Annotated in this window: 16 protein-coding genes; 8 read left to right on the top strand and 8 right to left on the bottom strand. The window is 68.9% G+C overall.

The window, feature by feature from the left end; translation table 11 throughout:
• Window positions 1-12 precede the first annotated feature (12 nt).
• The 6 genes from MKK51_RS16805 to MKK51_RS16780 all read right to left on the bottom strand — a co-directional run bounded on the left by MKK51_RS16805 (window position 13) and on the right by MKK51_RS16780 (window position 8398).
• Window positions 13-2310, bottom strand: coding sequence for a response regulator (locus MKK51_RS16805; protein ID WP_243978986.1), 2298 nt, complete (start codon window positions 2308-2310; stop codon window positions 13-15).
• 26 nt (window positions 2311-2336) lie between these two features.
• Window positions 2337-4007 (bottom strand): methyl-accepting chemotaxis protein, encoded by a 1671-nt coding sequence (locus MKK51_RS16800; RefSeq protein ID WP_243978985.1) that lies wholly within the window; start codon window positions 4005-4007, stop codon window positions 2337-2339.
• A 55-nt stretch (window positions 4008-4062) separates the two neighbouring features.
• The gene (locus MKK51_RS16795) at window positions 4063-4659 is read right to left on the bottom strand and encodes a chemotaxis protein CheW (protein WP_243978984.1); all 597 of its coding nucleotides are present in this window, start codon (window positions 4657-4659) and stop codon (window positions 4063-4065) included.
• Window positions 4656-6143: a CheR family methyltransferase gene (locus MKK51_RS16790; protein ID WP_243978983.1), complete on the bottom strand. Its 1488-nt coding sequence runs from the start codon at window positions 6141-6143 to the stop codon at window positions 4656-4658. Before MKK51_RS16790 ends, MKK51_RS16795 begins: the two co-directional genes overlap by 4 nt.
• 40 nt (window positions 6144-6183) lie before the next feature.
• Window positions 6184-6690, bottom strand: a complete 507-nt coding sequence (locus tag MKK51_RS16785; RefSeq protein ID WP_243978982.1) for a chemotaxis protein CheW — start codon at window positions 6688-6690, stop codon at window positions 6184-6186.
• A 124-nt stretch (window positions 6691-6814) separates the two neighbouring features.
• On the bottom strand, window positions 6815-8398 hold the full coding sequence (locus tag MKK51_RS16780) for a sensor domain-containing diguanylate cyclase (RefSeq protein WP_243978981.1): 1584 nt from the start codon (window positions 8396-8398) through the stop codon (window positions 6815-6817).
• A 450-nt stretch (window positions 8399-8848) separates the two neighbouring features.
• Here MKK51_RS16780 and MKK51_RS16775 point away from each other — a divergent pair, with 450 nt between their 5' ends.
• The 7 genes from MKK51_RS16775 (at window position 8849) to ilvC (ending at window position 14275) form a co-directional block, all read left to right on the top strand.
• The gene (locus MKK51_RS16775) at window positions 8849-10624 is read left to right on the top strand and encodes an acetolactate synthase 3 large subunit (RefSeq protein ID WP_243978980.1); all 1776 of its coding nucleotides are present in this window, start codon (window positions 8849-8851) and stop codon (window positions 10622-10624) included.
• 25 nt (window positions 10625-10649) lie between these two features.
• The gene (ilvN, locus tag MKK51_RS16770; RefSeq protein ID WP_018044192.1) at window positions 10650-11192 is read left to right on the top strand and encodes an acetolactate synthase small subunit; all 543 of its coding nucleotides are present in this window, start codon (window positions 10650-10652) and stop codon (window positions 11190-11192) included.
• A 54-nt stretch (window positions 11193-11246) separates the two neighbouring features.
• Entirely contained in the window at window positions 11247-11486 is a 240-nt protein-coding gene (locus MKK51_RS16765) for a MazF family transcriptional regulator (protein WP_243978979.1), read from the top strand.
• Window positions 11467-11832 carry a type II toxin-antitoxin system PemK/MazF family toxin gene (locus tag MKK51_RS16760; RefSeq protein ID WP_243978978.1) on the top strand — a complete coding sequence of 122 codons (366 nt, stop codon included), beginning with the start codon at window positions 11467-11469 and terminating at the stop codon, window positions 11830-11832. The genes MKK51_RS16765 and MKK51_RS16760 overlap by 20 nt, the downstream gene beginning before the upstream one ends.
• Window positions 11833-11850: 18 nt before the next feature.
• Window positions 11851-12489, top strand: coding sequence for a glutathione S-transferase family protein (locus MKK51_RS16755; protein ID WP_243978977.1), 639 nt, complete (start codon window positions 11851-11853; stop codon window positions 12487-12489).
• A 94-nt stretch (window positions 12490-12583) separates the two neighbouring features.
• Entirely contained in the window at window positions 12584-13228 is a 645-nt protein-coding gene (locus MKK51_RS16750; RefSeq protein ID WP_243978976.1) for a TetR/AcrR family transcriptional regulator C-terminal domain-containing protein, read from the top strand.
• A gap of 27 nt (window positions 13229-13255) precedes the next feature.
• Window positions 13256-14275, top strand: coding sequence for a ketol-acid reductoisomerase (gene ilvC, locus MKK51_RS16745; RefSeq protein WP_243978975.1), 1020 nt, complete (start codon window positions 13256-13258; stop codon window positions 14273-14275).
• A 185-nt stretch (window positions 14276-14460) separates the two neighbouring features.
• On the opposite strand, the gene MKK51_RS16740 is transcribed toward ilvC, so the two are convergent.
• A complete protein-coding gene (locus MKK51_RS16740) occupies window positions 14461-14760 on the bottom strand; it encodes a helix-turn-helix domain-containing protein (RefSeq protein ID WP_243978974.1) in 300 nt (99 codons plus the stop codon).
• A gap of 56 nt (window positions 14761-14816) precedes the next feature.
• Complete coding sequence (locus MKK51_RS16735) at window positions 14817-15107, bottom strand: type II toxin-antitoxin system RelE/ParE family toxin (RefSeq protein ID WP_243978973.1); 291 nt, start codon at window positions 15105-15107, stop codon at window positions 14817-14819.
• Between the two features lie 258 nt (window positions 15108-15365).
• On the opposite strand from MKK51_RS16735, the gene MKK51_RS16730 reads away from it, so the two are divergent.
• Window positions 15366-16019, top strand: coding sequence for a pyridoxamine 5'-phosphate oxidase family protein (locus MKK51_RS16730; protein ID WP_243978972.1), 654 nt, complete (start codon window positions 15366-15368; stop codon window positions 16017-16019).
• Window positions 16020-16129 lie beyond the last annotated feature (110 nt).

Here is a 16129-nt window from a genome sequence, read left to right as displayed (position 1 = left end):
GTTCGGCGTCACTCACAATAATTGCCCGATCGTGTCGAGAAGCTGGCGCTGGTCGAACGTCTGTTTCGTCAGATAGGCGTCGGCGCCGAGAGCGAGCCCCCGTGCGACATCGTCGGCATCCCCCCGCGAAGTCATCAGGATCAGGGGAAGGCGGGAGAAGGCCTCGTCCGCCCGCAGGGCCTTCAGCAGCCCGAACCCGTCGAGGCGCGGCATCTCCACATCGGCCACCACCAGATCCACCGTCTCGATGCCGGCGCGCAGGCGGTCGAGGGCGTCCTGCCCGTCGACGCAGACGACGACGCGGTAGCCCGCCGATTCCAGAATGCCCTTCTCCAAGGTTCGCGTGGTAATGGAATCGTCGACCACCAGGATCGTCGAACGTCGCCGGGGCGCGGCTGTTCCGGTGGGTTCGCCGACAGGCTCCGGCGCGGCACGGTTCACCTCGCCCGCCCGCCCGGCGAGGCCATCGGGATCGAGGACGAGGACCGGCGTATCGCCGCCCAGGACGACGGTGCCCGAGATCAGACGCGGGTCCGCACCGATGGGCGGCGCCGGCAGGACGAGAAGGTTGCGGACATCGCGCAGGGCATCGATCCGCACCGCCCAGGACCGGCCGCCCGCGCGCATCAGCACCGCCGTCATCGGGCGGCCCTCGCCCGGACGGTTGTCCTCGCCCGCCACCCCGACGAGGCTCGCCAGGTCCACCAGGGGCAGGGACAGATCCTCGCCGCCCTCCCTCGGCAGACGCACCATCGTCCGGCCCATGGCCGAGGAGAGGCTCGATCGGTCGAGGCGCAGGAGGCGCTCCACGCTGGCGCTCGGCAGGGCGAAGATCGAGGCGCCGACATCCACCAGGAGAAGGGTCCGCCGCGCCGCCGACAACGGCAGATGCATGATCAGCGACGTCCCCGCCGGGACCCGCGGTTCGAGGCGGACGCTGCCGCCGAGACGCCGGACCGTGTCGGCGACGACGGACAGGCCGATGCCCCGCCCGGACAGGGTGTCGACGGCGGAGGCGGTGGAGAAGCCGGGTTCGAACACCAGGGCGAGGAAGGAATCGGGATCGCCATCGGCGCCGCCGATCAGGCCGCGCGCCCGCGCCGTCGCCTCGATGGCGCGCAGGTCCGGCCCGGCTCCGTCGTCATGGATGCCGATGACGAGGCGACCGCCGCGCACGGCGACGTCGAGGGTGATCGAGAGCGCGGGCGGCTTGCCCCGGCGCTCCCGCTGCTCGGGCGGCTCGGCGCCATGGCTCAAGGCGTTGCGCAGGGCGTGGAGGACCGGGTCCTTCAGCGCTTGAAGCATGGCGCGGTCGACGGGGAGGTCGAAACCACGCGTCACGACGTCGACCTCCCGGCCGGCCTCGCGCGCCATGTCGCGGAGCGCCCGTGGAAACGCGCCGAACACGGTCTCCGCCGGCACGAGGGCCAGGCGCTCGGCCTCGCGTCCGATCCGGGTGGAAGCGGCTTCCGCCGCGGCGATCGCTCCGGTGCGGGTCCGGGCGAGGATCGCGGCGTCGCGGGCAAGGGCGAGGAGGGCCGTCTCGAAGGCGCGCAGCTCCGTCCGGATGGCGTCGAGGCCGGACGCATCCGCCCCCGGCTCGGATCGGCCCTTGCCGCTACGGGCCTCCGCCCCGCCAAGGGCCTCGACACCGCGAAGGGTCTCGACACCACGAAGGGTCTCGGCCCGTCGACCGAGGGCGGCGGCGTCGCGCTGGAGCTTCGCCAGTCCCTCCGCCACCACGGATTCCGCGCCGAGCGCGCTGGTCAATTCATGCGAGGCCCGTGTCATCGCCTCCACCGCGTCGGCGGGCACGCGCAGGAGCGCTCCCGCATCGGCGGAGGGTTCGGCGGGCTTCTGCTGCGGTGCGATCGCCGGGATGCCGGCCGCCGGGGAATCCGACCGGACCGGCGGCGGTTCGGCGGGAGCCGGGGACGGGCCGGCGAGGCAGCGGTCGAGGGACGCGAGCGCGTCGGCCGGCATGGCCGGATCCGCTTCGCCCTTGAGGGCGGCGACATAGGCCTCGATCCGGTCCAGGGCGAGGTGGACGGCCCCCGTCGCGTCGCGGTCGAGGGCGGCGTCGCCGGCGACGATCCGCTCGAACAGGGTCTCGAGCCGATGCGCCACGGCCTCGACCCTGGGCAGGTCCACCGCCCGCGAGGCGCCCTTCAGGCTGTGCGCCCGGCGGAACACGTCGTTCCAGTCGGGAGGGACGTCCCGGGCCGCACCGGCCAGGGCGGCGCGGATCGCATCGATGTGCTCGCGATGCTCGACCTCGAAGGCCGCGAGGAGCTGCTGGCGGATGTCCATCGGTCGGCTGCGCCCGGTCTCTCCCGTCAGTGCCGGTACCGGTCGGCGAGGGTCAGGAGCGCCTGCGCGAGTTCGGTGAGATTGGCGGAGGCCGCCTCGACCTCGCGGGTCCCGGCGGCGGTCTGCTGGCTGGCCTGCCGGATGTTCTGGAGGGCGCCCATCACCTGCTCGATGCCGAGCTGCTGCTGGTTGGTGGAGGCGACGATCTGCTGGAAGGTCTGGACGCTCTCCTCGACCTTGGCGGTGATCTCCTCGATGGTCCGCTGGGTCGTGTCCGACCGGGCCTTGCCGGTCATGGTGCGCTTGACCGCCTCCTCGGTGAGCATGACCGAGGTGTTGATGCCCCGCTGGATCTCCGAGAGGATGGTGCGCACCTGAGCGGTGGCCGCCTTGGCCTGGTCGGCGAGCAACTTCATCTCGGAGGCGACGACGGCGAAGCTCCGGCCGCTCTCGCCGGCGGCCGCCGCCTCGATCGCCGCATTGAGCGCCAGCAGGTGGGTCCGCTCCGAGATGTCGTTGACGGTGGTGATGATCTCGCCGATCGCCTGGGTCTTCTCGCTGAGCGAAACGATGTTGCCGGCCACCGCCTCGGCCTGCTCGCGGATGGAATCCATGGCCTTGGCCGTATCCGCAACCGCCCGCAGGCCGGCCCGCGAGATCTGCGCGGTGGACTGGGCGGTGGCGATCACCTCGCTCGCCCGCTTGCCGATCTGGGCGCCGGAATGGGTGATCTCGTCGACCGTGGCGGCGGTCTCCTGCACGGCGGCGAACTGCTCCTCGACGCTGGCGGCCTGCTCCTGGGCGGAGGCGCGGATCTCGGCGGCGGCGGCGTTGAGGTCGGAGGTGGCCGCCCGGTTGGTGCGGGCGAGGTCGGCGAGGCCGGAGACCATGGCGTTCAGGGTCGAGGCCAGGCGGCCGATCTCGTCGGAGCCGGTGCGCGCGAGCGTCCGCGTCAGGTCGCCCGACCCGACATGCTCGGCGAAGGCCATGACTTCTTCGAGGGGCCTCACCACGCCCCGGCGGATGAGGCCCGTGACGACGATGCTCAGGACGACGCAGAGCACGAGGATGAGGCCGATGGCGACGAAGCTTCGCTCGTAGATGTCGATGGAGCGGCGCTGGCCGGCATCGATCCCCTGGTCGAGAAGGTCGCGGGTGCGCTCGAGATCGCGCAGGAACTCGTCCTGGATGCGGTTGAGATCGTCGTTGCGGGCTTCCACCCCCTCGACGTCCTTGGCCGAGATGGCGGCGAGCTGCACCTCGCTGGCGGTACGCAGCTTCCGGAGATCCCCGGCGGCGGCGCTGGCGGCCTCGCCGAGCCGCTTCCAGATCCCCGCGCGCTCGGGAGAGGGAGCCGTGGCGGCATAGCCGTCGGCGGTGCGGACGGTATCGACCAGGATCGCTTCCGACTCGGAGGCCACGCGGCGCCACATATCGACGATCGCGGCGATCTCGCCGTCGGGGCGGTTGCGCATCAGCGCCGCGATGACGCCGTTGCGGCGAAGGCTGCCGAGGTCGCGCGACTTGTTGCCGAGGTCGTCGAGCTTGCGCGCGATAGTGAGGTCGCGCGCGACGATCATCGCGGTGTTGTCGCGGACGGCTCCGATCTGGCCGAGCGCATAGACGCCGAGCCCCACCATCACCAGGGTGATGGCGACGAAGCCGATGAGGATCCGTTTTCCGATCGAGATCGACACGCTGGGCGACGCTCCGAAACCGCTCGACGGGCAAGGCTCGGGGGGAGCCTGACCGTCAGCCTTGAGGCAGGTATCGCCGCAGGAGACGCGGCAGATCGATGACGACGAAGCCGGCCTCTCCGCCCTGGTGGGCGGCCTCCGGGCCGGGAGCCGGTGCATAGCCCGAAACCGCATCCGCACCAAAACCGCCCAGGGAGGCCGGCTCGGCCGTGAGCGCGCCGTCCACGTCCGCGACGGCGAGAACCCGGTCGACGGCGAGGGCGACGGGGGCGATGCCGCCGCGCAGGACGAGGATGTGGCCCGTCGCCGTCGAGGAGTCGGCCCGCGAGGACTCCGCCCGCGAGGGGACCGGACGCGAGAGGGCGCCCGCGAGGCTGAGCACGCTGACGACGCGGCCGGAGAGGGCGATGAGGCCGAGGAGCTCCGGGGGCGCCCCCGGAACGGGCGTGTAGGTCCGCGCCGGCACCACCTGGACGACGGAGTCCAGGGGCAGGGCGTAGCGGTCGTCCCCGGCGGCGCAGATCAGGAACGGGCGGGTCACCGCATGGTGGGCGATGTCGAGGCCGCGGCTGGCGAGGGCGGACGTACGCTCGTCCAGCAGCCTCCGGATACGCGGATCGTCGGAACTGTCCCCTGCGGCCGGTGCGATCACGATGCGGAGCTCCTCATGCGCAGGCGGGCGGCGTCCACGCTCTCGACCAGTCGTCCGGCGCTCAGCCCGTCGCCTTCGCGGAGGAGGGTGTCGGGCGGCTGGTCGCGGCCGAAACGGACGGCGTTGTCGAACGCCCGACGGGCCTCGGCCTCGCGTCCGAGGGCACCGAGCAGCAGACCGAGCTGGTAATACGCCATCACGAAGGTGCGGTCGAGATAGAGCGCCCCGCGCAGGGCCCGCTCCGCCTCCGCCTCGCGGCCGAGGTCGTAGGCGAGAAGACCGTCGTAATAGTGCAGCCGCGCATCGGCGGGCGTGGCCAGGAGGGCGGCCTGAACCCTGCGCCATCCTTCCGCGATCTGCCCGGAATCGGCGAGCGCCCGGATCGATGCCAGCACCGCCTCGACATCCTCGGGCTCGGCCCGTTCGATCGCAGGGGCGGGCGCGTCCGCGATGGGGACCGGGATCGGAGCCGGGATCGGGGCCGGGATCGGGGCGAAGACGGGAAGCGGGTCGTCCTCGGGCGCCGGAGCTTCGGGAACGGACATGCCGACGGCGGTCGCCACGGTCTCGGGCACCGGCGGCGGCTCGACGGGGAGCGCGGTCGTCGGCAGGCGGTAGGCCACCGTACCGGGGAGGTTCACCGGCTCCAGGGTGGCCGCGAAGGCCGGGTTCGGTTCGGCATGGCCGATCAGGAGCCAGCCGTCCGGAACGAGGCGATGGCCGAGCCCGCGCACGATGCCGAGCACCGCCTCGGCCTGGAAGTAGATCAGCACATTGCGGCAGAGGATGAGGTCGAACCCGGCGGCGGGGGGCGGAGCGGAACCGTCGATCAGGCTCATCAGGTTCTGGCGCTCGAACCGCACCATCCGCCGGAATTCCGGCCGCAGGGTGAAACTGCCCTCGCGGGCGATCCCCGGCACCGAGGGGCCGAGGACGAAGTAGCGCGCATGTTCCTCGGGCGGCAGGGTGCGCAGGGCCCAGCGCCCGAACACCGCTGCGCGGGCCGTCGCCAGGGCCTCGTGGCTGATGTCGGTGCCGGTGATGGCGATCCGCCAGCGGGGCAGGTCGTCGCCGAGGAGTTCGTGGAGCAGGATCGCGATGGAATAGGGCTCCGCCCCCGTGGAGCATCCGGCGCTCCAGACCCGCAGGGTCTTCGTCTCCGCGCGCGCCGCGATCAGGCCGGGTAGGATCGTCCCGCGCAGGGCCGCGAACTGCTCGGCGTAGCGGAAGAAGAAGGTCTCGCCGATGGTGATCTCGGCCTCGAGGGCGGCCCATTCCGCAGGGCCGGTGGCCTCGGCGTCGAGATGGGCGAGATAGGCGGCGGAATCGGCGAGCCGGCACGCCTTGAAGCGCTTGCGCAGGCGGTCGAAGAGCAGGTCGTCCTTGTCGACGTAATAATGGTGCCCGGTCCGGGCGATCACCTTCGCCTTGAGGGCGGCGAAGGTCGGATCGCGTTCGGGACCAGCCTTGGCCGGACGCGTCATCGGACGGCCGATCCGCTCATGGGGCCGTTCATGGGGCCATTCATGGGGCCGTCGCCGCGTCGAGCCCGGACAGCCGCTCGGCCGCCGCGCGGGTGAGGGCATCGAGGCGGACACGCTCCTCTTGCGTGAGAAGGCGGGCCAGGCTCAGCACGTCGACGTGGCCGCGCCCCCGCTCGAACCCGGCGACCACGCAGCCGTTGAGGCTGCGCGTCTCGTCCGCCGGTTGGATCTCGGAATCGGGAACGACGACGAGGGCCTCGGCGCGGTCGACCAGGAAGGCGGTGGACCGCGCCGCGTCGAGGACGAGATGGCGATCCACGTCATCGGGATCGGCCGCCGCCTCGCTCAGCCCGAGGAGCCGCGCGAGATCGATCACCGGAACCGCGGCACCGCCGAGGTTGAGGAACCCCGCGAGCATGCCCGCCGTGGCGGATCGCCGGTGCAGGCGGGGAAGCGGCAGCACCTCGCTCACACAGGTCCGGGCCAGGGCGCAGGCGGTGCCCGCCACGTCGAGGATCAGGAAGGCCGTCGTCGCGGTCGGGGGCATCGGTCCCGGAAGGCATGATGGGAGGGTCGCCCAGATAGGACGATGCCGGAGAACCACGCAAATGGTTTCGGCTTCCCCCGACCGGCGTTCTCGCTCCGCCACCGGCCCTCCCTGCGGAGCCGGGTCAGCCCTCGACGCCGTGTGGCGCCGCCCGCCGATGCGGCGCCACCTCCGGAGCGGCGCAGCAGGTCCGGTTCCGGCCGGCGGCCTTGGCTTCGTAGAGCGCGGCATCGGCCCGCCGGTAGAGGTCGAACGGGTCCATGTCCGACGGGTTCATGTCGGGCGGATTCATGTCGGGCGGATTCATGGAGCCGCCCGCTTCGGGCACGGCGCTGGCCACGCCGACGCTCACGGTGATCGCGCCCGCCTCGATCCCCGCCGTCGGGACCGACAGGGTCGCCATGTGCGCATGCACGCGCTCGGCCACGCCGAGGGCGGCGGCTCCATCGGCATGGGGCAGCAGCAGGACGAACTCTTCACCTCCGACGCGGCAGACGACGTCCCCGGGACGATGCAGGCTGGCGGACAGGCGGCCCCCGATACCCTGGAGCACCCTGTCTCCGACCGCATGACCATGACGGTCGTTGTAACGCTTGAAGTGGTCCGCATCGACGACGAGGAGAGAGAGCGGCGTTCCCTGACGGCGGGCGCTGGTCCAGAACCGGGCGAGCATCTCCTCGAACGCGCGACGGTTGGGCAATCCGGTCAGCACGTCGGTCAGAGACAGCCGCTCCAGTTCCGCCTGGATCGCGGAGCGGCGCTGCAGTTCCCGCCAGAACAGGAGGGAGAGGCCGATGGTCAGGCCGCACAGCAGCACCACGATGAGACTGATGACGAAGGCCTTCCAGCGCCACTCCGCCTCGATCTCGTGAGCCGACAGGGTGACGTTGAGGATGAACGGGAAGTCGCCGATGCGGGCGAAGGCGAAGTGCCGCTCGCTGCCGTCGCGGGGCGATGTCCCCACGAAACTGCCGCGTCCCTCCCGCCGGAACCGCTCGAAGGTCGGCGTCCCGGCGATGGAGCTGCCGATGTCGCTCTCCAGATAAGGATGGCGGACGATCCGCATGCCATCGGTACGATACAGGTTGATCGCACCGTGCCGGCCGAGACCGATGCGGGCGAACAGCCCATGGAAATACGACAGGCTCAGCGAGCCCAGCACGATGCCGCCGAAGGATCCGTCCGGCTTGTTGATGCGGCGGCTCAGGACGAGCACCGGCTTGCCCAACAGGCGCGAGACGACGGGAGGGCTGATGGAGAGGCCGAGGTCGGCCCGGGCCTTGTGCGCCTTGAAGTAATCGCGGTCGGAATTGTTGAGCTTGCGCGGCGTCACCGACGCGGCATCGATGACCGTGTCTCCGTTCTCGTCGAGGACGAGCATCACCCCCATGTCCCGGGCGCCGGCAGCGCGGTCGAAGAGGATGAGCTGCCGCAGGTCGGGGCTGACGTCGCGTATGCCCTTGGCGTTCAGGCCGTCGACGGCGCCTTGAATCGAGAGGTCGATGATCTCGAAATTGCGGGCGATGTCGCGTTCGATGACCTGAAGCAGGTTGCGCGAGGTCTGCTCGGCCTTGTCCCAGGCGTCCCGTCGCAGGTCGAGCAGCATCACCCCCGTGGTGATCAGCATGCCGACCGGCGCGAGGATACCGAGGATGATCCCGGTCCGGGCAGGCCATGTGACTCGGCCGAGGCGTAGCTTGAAGTTCATGAGAAGCCGTGCGGCACGATCGACGTCAGGGAGTCCGGGGTCGCGTGCGACAAACCCCCGACCCTCGGTGCCTTGAGCCCCTCGTCCGCCGATCGTAGGCCAGCAAACGCTAAGGGAGTGAATCCGCGAGGATTGTCGTCGCGAGGACCGACAGGCCTCGTCACCGTGACCGCCCGAGGCATTATCTTGCTCCGGACGGCGTTGACCGGCTCCTCGGATCTGTTTAAACAACCGGTCACGAGTTTACGATTCGTCAGATCGACGAACGACGAGGTTTCGGTTTTCCCATGCGGGTCATCCTTATCGTAACGGAAGCGCCACCAACCGGGCGACCCTGATACAGGGGTCGTGATCCGGATGGTGGCGCTTGCAGGGTCCTTCGGGGCCCTTTTTTGTTGCCGCGACGAGACGTTTGACACGGGGTTCAATCAGTTTTTTAGGAGCAGGACGATGAGCGGCGAGGTCATGACCGGGGCCGAAATGGTCATCCGGGCGTTCCGGGATCAGGGTGTCGATACGCTGTTCGGGTATCCGGGCGGCGCCGTGCTGCCGATCTACGATGCCCTCTTCCACCAGGAAGAACTGAAGCACGTCCTCGTCCGGCACGAGCAGGGCGCGGTGCATGCGGCCGAGGGCTATGCCCGCTCGTCGGGCAAGGTCGGCTGCGTCCTCGTCACTTCCGGCCCCGGCGCCACCAACATCGTCACCGGGCTCACCGACGCGATGCTGGATTCGATCCCCCTCGTCTGCATCACCGGCCAGGTCCCGACGCACCTGATCGGCACCGATGCGTTCCAGGAATGCGACACGGTGGGCATCACGCGCCACTGCACGAAGCACAATTACCTGGTCAAATCGATCGACGACCTGCCGCGCATCCTGCACGAGGCCTTCTTCGTGGCGTCCAACGGGCGGCCGGGTCCCGTCGTGGTCGATCTGCCCAAGGACATCCAGTTCGCCAGCGGGATCTACGAGCGTCCGACCCGTAACGGCCACAAGACCTACCGCCCCGCCTTCAAGGGTGATGCCCAGGCGATCCAGGCCGCCGTCGAGCTGATGGCCGGCGCGCGCCGGCCGATCCTCTATACCGGCGGCGGCGTCATCAATTCCGGCCCGCACGCCTCGGCGCTCCTGCGCCAGCTGGCGGAGGTCACCGGCTTTCCCGTCACCTCGACCCTGATGGGTCTGGGCGCCTTCCCGGCCTCCAACCCGCAGTTCCTCGGCATGCTCGGCATGCACGGGACCTACGAAGCCAATCTCGCGATGCACGAATGCGACGTGATGATCTGCGTCGGGGCGCGCTTCGACGACCGCATCACCGGCCGTCTCGACGCGTTCTCGCCGTTCTCGAAGAAGATCCACATCGACGTCGACGCCTCCTCGATCAACAAGGTGGTCAAGGTCGATGTGGGCATCGTCGGCGATTGCGGCTCGGTGCTCGAGGACATGCTCGCGGCCTGGAAGGCCCTGCCCAAGCGCCCCGACCAGGGCCGCTTCGACGAGTGGATAGCCAAGATCCGCACGTGGAAGGCGCGCGACTGCCTCGCCTACTGGCCGTCGGGCACGATCATCAAGCCGCAATACGCCGTGCAGCGTCTCTACGAGGCCTGCAAGGACCGGAAGACCTTCGTCACCACGGAGGTCGGCCAGCACCAGATGTGGGCGGCGCAGTACTTCAAGTTCGAGGAGCCGAACCGCTGGATGACCTCCGGCGGCCTCGGCACCATGGGCTACGGCCTGCCCGCGGCCATCGGCACCCAGCTCGCCAATCCGGACGGTCTCGTCATCGACATCGCCGGCGAAGCCTCGATCCTGATGAACATCCAGGAGATGTCGACGGCCGTGCAGTATCGCCTGCCGGTCAAGATCTTCATCCTGAACAACGAGTACATGGGCATGGTGCGCCAGTGGCAGGAGCTGCTGCACGGCTCGCGCTATTCGCAGAGCTATTCGGAAAGCCTGCCGGACTTCGTCAAGCTGGCGGAGGCCTACGGTGCCAAGGGCATGCGCTGCGACAAGCCGGGCGAGCTCGACGGGGCGATCGCCGAGATGCTGGCCCATGACGGCCCGGTCATCTTCGACTGCATCGTCGACAAGAAAGAGAACTGCTTCCCGATGATCCCGTCGGGCAAGGCGCACAACGAGATGCTGCTCTCCGACTACCTCGGCGAGACCGGAATGGACCTCGGCGACGTGATCTCCGAGGAAGGCAAGATGCTGGTCTGACCGACGGCACCGAGGAGACAGGTCCATGAACGCCATGAACACGCACTACCCCGATGCCGGCCGGGTCGAGCCCATCAACCGGCACACCCTCGCCGTCATCGTGGACAACGAGCCGGGCGTCCTCGCGCGGATCGCGGGGATGTTCTCGGGACGCGGCTACAACATCGAGAGCCTGACGGTGTCGGAGACCGAGGTGGCGCGCCACATTTCGCGCATCACCATCGTCACCGCCGGCACCGACGCCGTGATCCAGCAGATCAAGGCGCAGCTCGACCGGCTCGTGCCCGTGCACCGGGTGGTCGACCTCACGCTCCAGGGCAAGGCCCTCGAGCGCGAGCTCTGCCTCGTCAAGGTGGCGGGCACCGGTGAACACCGCACCGAGTCGCTCACCCTGGCCGCCGCCTTCGGCGCCAAGACCCTCGACGCGACCCTGAACTCCTTCGTGTTCGAGGTCACCGGCACCACCGAGGAGATCGACCGCTTCATCGGCCTGATGACGGTGATCGGCCTCGTGGAGATTTCCCGCACGGGGATCGCCGCCATGGGGCGGGGGTCGGAGGCGATGTGAGGCTTTTTCGCCGACGGTGGTAGAGTGCCGGCGCTAAACGAGAGGTCGTGCGCCATGAAGGCCAAGGTGACCCAGACAGGCGATGAGTTCGTCATCCGGTTTCCTGCAAGGATGGGACACGAGCACGGATTGAGCGATGGGCAGATCGTAGAGATCAACCCACGCCGTCTTGTGCCGTCTCTTGAAGAAATGTTCGCCGAAATGGATCGCCTCGGCCCGGCGAACCGACCCGAACCCGTGGATTGGGGTCCTGACGTCGGCGCGGAGATCATCGATGACGACTGGAGCCGGTGAGGCGGCCCTCCCGGACGCCGGAGATATCGTTTGGGTCGATTTCCGTCCAACACTTGGTCGCGAACAATCGGGGGTTCGGCCGGCGCTCGTCCTCACCGCCCGAGGCTTCCATCAACGGAATGCAACGGCGATCGTCTGCGCCGTCACATCGAATGTCACGGCTTGGCCGACCAAGGTCGTCCTGCCGGATGGCCTCGGCGTGGCGGGGGCCGTGTTGTGCGATCAAATCCGTTGTGTGGACCGCTCGATGCGGGGCTTCCGGAAGATCGGGACGGTACCTCCAGATGTCTTGGATGATGTCAGACGCACAGTTGCGACGCTGCTCGGTCTCCGCCTCGATTCTTGACCACGTCGAAAGGACGTCATGACCACCCTCTACTACGCCCCCGGCGCCTGTTCCCTCGCCTCCCACATCGCCCTGGAGGAGACCGGCGCGTCCTACGGGACCGTGCGGCTCGACCTCGCCAAGGGCGACCAGCGGGCGCCCGAATACCTCGCCGTCAACGAGCGCGGCCGCGTCCCGGCGCTGGTCGAGGACGGGTGGGTGCTCACCGAGAACACCGCCATCCTGCGCCACATCGCGCGCAGCCACCCGCAGGCCGGCCTGTGGCCCGAGGCGCCGCGCGATCGGGCGCGGGTCGACGAATGGCTCGGCTGGCTCTCGACCGGTCATCACATCGCCTACGCGCATATCCGCCGGGCCGAGCGCTACACGAACGACGAGACGGCCTTTCCGGGCATCCAGGCCAAGGGCGCGGAGACCTGCGGCGACCTCTTCACGATGACCGAGGTCAAGCTCTCCAATGGCGGATGGGCCGCCGGCGAGGCCTATAGCGTCGCCGATCCCTACCTGCTGCTGTTCTGGACCTGGGGCCGCGGCCCGGCGCTCGGTTTCGACATGGCGGAGCGCTTTCCCCATTGGACTAAGCATGCCCGCGCCATGGCGGCGCGTCCCGCCGTGCAGGCGGTGTTCGCCCGCGAAGGCCTCAAACTGCCGGAATAAGGCGCGACGACGGGCACGCCGCCTCTTGTTCGGGACGGCAAATCGGCCTATGCCGCCGCGTACCGTACGGTACGGTACTGGTTTTCCCGGACGCATGAGCGCGACGATCCCCCGCGACGAGACGGTGCACGAGGCGCCTTCGGCCCGCCAGCAGGCGGTGCTCGATGCCGTGCTCGGCCTCCTCGTCGAGGAGGGCGACCAGCTCACCATGGACGCGGTGGCGCGCCGGGCGAGCTGCTCGAAGGAAACCCTGTACAAATGGTTCGGGGACCGGGACGGTCTGCTCACCGCTACAGTGCGCTGGCAGGCCTCGCGGGTCCATGCGGGGCGCGACGCGGCGGGCGCGCTCGATGCGGCAGCCTTACGCGATCGCCTGCTCGATTTCGCCGTGACCTGGCTCGACGTCATCGCGGGCCGCACCTCGGTGGTGCTGAACCGCATCGCCATCGCGCATGCCGGCTCGCGCAAGGGCAACCTCGGCGCCATCGTGCTGGCGAACGGGCGGCTGGCCATCGGCGGGCGGGTCAAGCCCGTGCTGGAGGCGGGCCGTACGGCCGGGCTCCTCGCCTTCGAGGACAGCGAGACCGCCTTCCGGACCTTCTTCGGCCTGGTCGGGCGCGACGTCCAGATCCGACTTCTCCTCGGCGATGCGCTCGACCTCGACGCCGCCGAGATCCGACGCGACGCGGCCCGCGCCGTCGACCAGTTCCTGGCCCTCTACGGCCAGGCCCGACCCTGACACCCCACGCGAAGAGGACATCCAACCATGCGGGTCTATTACGATCGTGACGCCGACCTCAACCTGATCAAGGGCAAGAAGGTCGTCATCGTCGGCTACGGCAGCCAGGGCCACGCCCACGCCCTCAACCTGCGCGATTCCGGCGTGAAGGACATCGTCATCGCCCTGCGCGAAGGCTCGGCCACCGCCAAGAAGGCGGAGCACGAGGGCTTCACGGTGATGAACGTCGCCGACGCCGCCCGCCAGGCCGACGTCGTCATGATGCTCACCCCCGACGAGCTGCAGGGCGACATCTACAAGGAGTCGCTGGAAGGCAACATGAAGCAGGGCGCCGCCCTCCTGTTCGCCCACGGCCTCAACGTGCACTTCAACCTCATCGAGCCGCGCAAGGACCTCGACGTGCTGATGGTCGCCCCCAAGGGCCCCGGCCACACCGTGCGCGGCGAGTACCTTAAGGGCGGCGGCGTGCCGACCCTGATCGCCATCGCGCAGGACGCGTCGGGCAACGCCCACGACCTCGGCCTCTCTTACGCCTCGGCCAATGGCGGCGGCCGCGCCGGCATCATCGAGACCACCTTCAAGGAAGAGTGCGAGACCGACCTGTTCGGCGAGCAGGCCGTGCTCTGCGGCGGCCTCGTCGAGCTGATCAAGGCCGGCTTCGAGACCCTGGTCGAAGGCGGCTACGCCCCCGAGATGGCCTATTTCGAGTGCCTCCACGAGGTGAAGCTCATCGTCGACCTCATCTACGAGGGCGGCATCGCCAACATGAACTACTCGATCTCGAACACCGCCGAGTACGGTGAATACGTCACCGGCCCGCGCATCGTCACGAGCGAGACCAAGGCCGAGATGAAGCGCGTGCTGGACGACATCCAGTCGGGCAAGTTCACCCGCGACTGGATGCTGGAGAACAAGGTCGGCCAGACCTCGTTCAAGGCCACCCGCGCCAAGCTCGCCCGTCACCCGATCGAGGAAGTCGGCGCCAAGCTCCGTGGCATGATGCCGTGGATCTCCGAGAAGGCCCTCGTCGACAAGTCCAAGAACTGATTTTTTGTGAGTAGCAGCCGGGCTTCGCCCGGCTGCCCATCAGGGATGAAGCCGGCCTCGTGAAAGCGGGGCCGGCTTTTTCGTAGGCGAAACTTTCCCCCCCTCTCCGGGGGGAGGGTGGTGGCCGAGCGACCGGGAGAGGGCGCGACCTCTCCCGATGGGACACGCCCCGATCCCGCCTGCCGTCACGGCACATGTCCCAGCGTCTCCTCGACGAGGCGCGGATTCTTGTCGAGGAGAGCCAGGAGTACGCGTGCCGGCCCCTGGGGCTGGCGCCGCTGGTGCTCCCATTGCCGGAGCGTCGCGACGGGCACGCCGATGCTCGCGGCGAAGGCCGGCTGTGCCTTGCCGGTCCGCCTGCGGATCCCGGCGACATCGACCGTCTCGGGGACGTGAACGATGAGGCCGGCCGGCATCCCTCCCTGGGCATGATCCTCGGCCTCACGCAGAGCCGAAACGGTCCGCTCGAAAATGTCCCTGCCCATGATCGACCTTGCTCCTGTGAGGGGGCGATGCCCTTTGCCGTATGGATGACGGTGCGTCACGTCCGACGCTTCCGCCAATGCGCCTTGATGGAGGCCGTGAGCCGAGCCAGTTGCTGGACCTCCGCCGGCGAAAAATTCTCTCGGTCCCCCTTGCTGAGAACCGCCAGGAGGTAGACCGGCGCATCGGGTCCGACATAAGCGGCGAGCACGCGATAACCGCCGCTCTTGCCCTTGCTTCGGCCAGCAACCCGCACCTTGCGGATACCGCCCGAGCCGACGATGAGATCACCGGCCTCCGGGTTCGCGGCGAGCATGCCCTTGAGCGCCGTCCGAGTCGCGGCCGGCATGCGCTCGGCATCCGCATCCCTGACGAACTCGGAAGTTCCCGCGACCGTATGCAAGGGCGAGGGCATGCCGATTGTCTATCCCAACGGCAATCATACGTCAATGACGCATGCTATCTTCCAACGCGGGAGCCGGACCGACGGTCGATGGTTCGGAACGCGGAGGGGAGAGACGGGCCCCCGTTGTACTCTCAAGAAAACCCGGCGATCATGCCGGCAACGGTCGCCCATCTGAGAGCGGCCGAAGGTTGGAGGACATGCATGGCATCGCTCTATTACGACGAGCATCGCGCGCTTCAGGAAGAATACAACACCGTCAAGCTCGCCGAGCGTCTCGATACCGGCTGGGTCCATGACCAGATCGGTCCCGACGAGGCGGCCTTCATCGGCAGCCGGGACATGTTCTTCCTGTCCACCGTCGATCCCGACGGCATGCCCACCGTCTCCTACAAGGGCGGAGCGACCGGCTTCGTGAAGGTGCTGGACGCCAACACGCTGGTCTTTCCGGGGCTCGACGGCAACGGCATGTGGTACTCGATGGGCAACATCGAGGGTCAGTCCAAGGTCGGGCTGCTGTTCATCGATTTCGAGACCCCGCACCGGGTCCGCGTCCAGGGACACGCCCGGATGCTGCGCGACGATCCGCTGATGGCCGAGTACACCGAGGCCAAGTACTTGGTGAAGATCGAGGTGACGAAAGCCTGGGTCAACTGCCCGCGCTACATCCACAAGTACCAGAAGGTTTCGCAGAACCGATACGTGCCGCAGCCGGACAAGGAGACGCCGCTGGCCCTGTGGAAGCGCCTCGACATGGTCGGCGACGTGATCTCGGACGAGGACAAGGCACGGGTCGAGAAGGAAGGCCGGCTCGCCCTGCCGGAATACGAGGAACGGGTGGCGCGCGGCGAGAGCTGAGGGCGCCGCGGCCTCGTCCCGGATTCGTTGCCCGGGACGAGGCCGCGGGTCTTCGGGGCCGCGGGTCTTCGGGGCCGCGTGCCCATGGTCTAGCTTCGCCGTGATTCCGC

The organism is Methylobacterium sp. E-045, from assembly GCF_022829685.1.
GTDB lineage: Bacteria > Pseudomonadota > Alphaproteobacteria > Rhizobiales > Beijerinckiaceae > Methylobacterium.
This window is presented reverse-complemented; position numbering and strand designations above follow the sequence as displayed.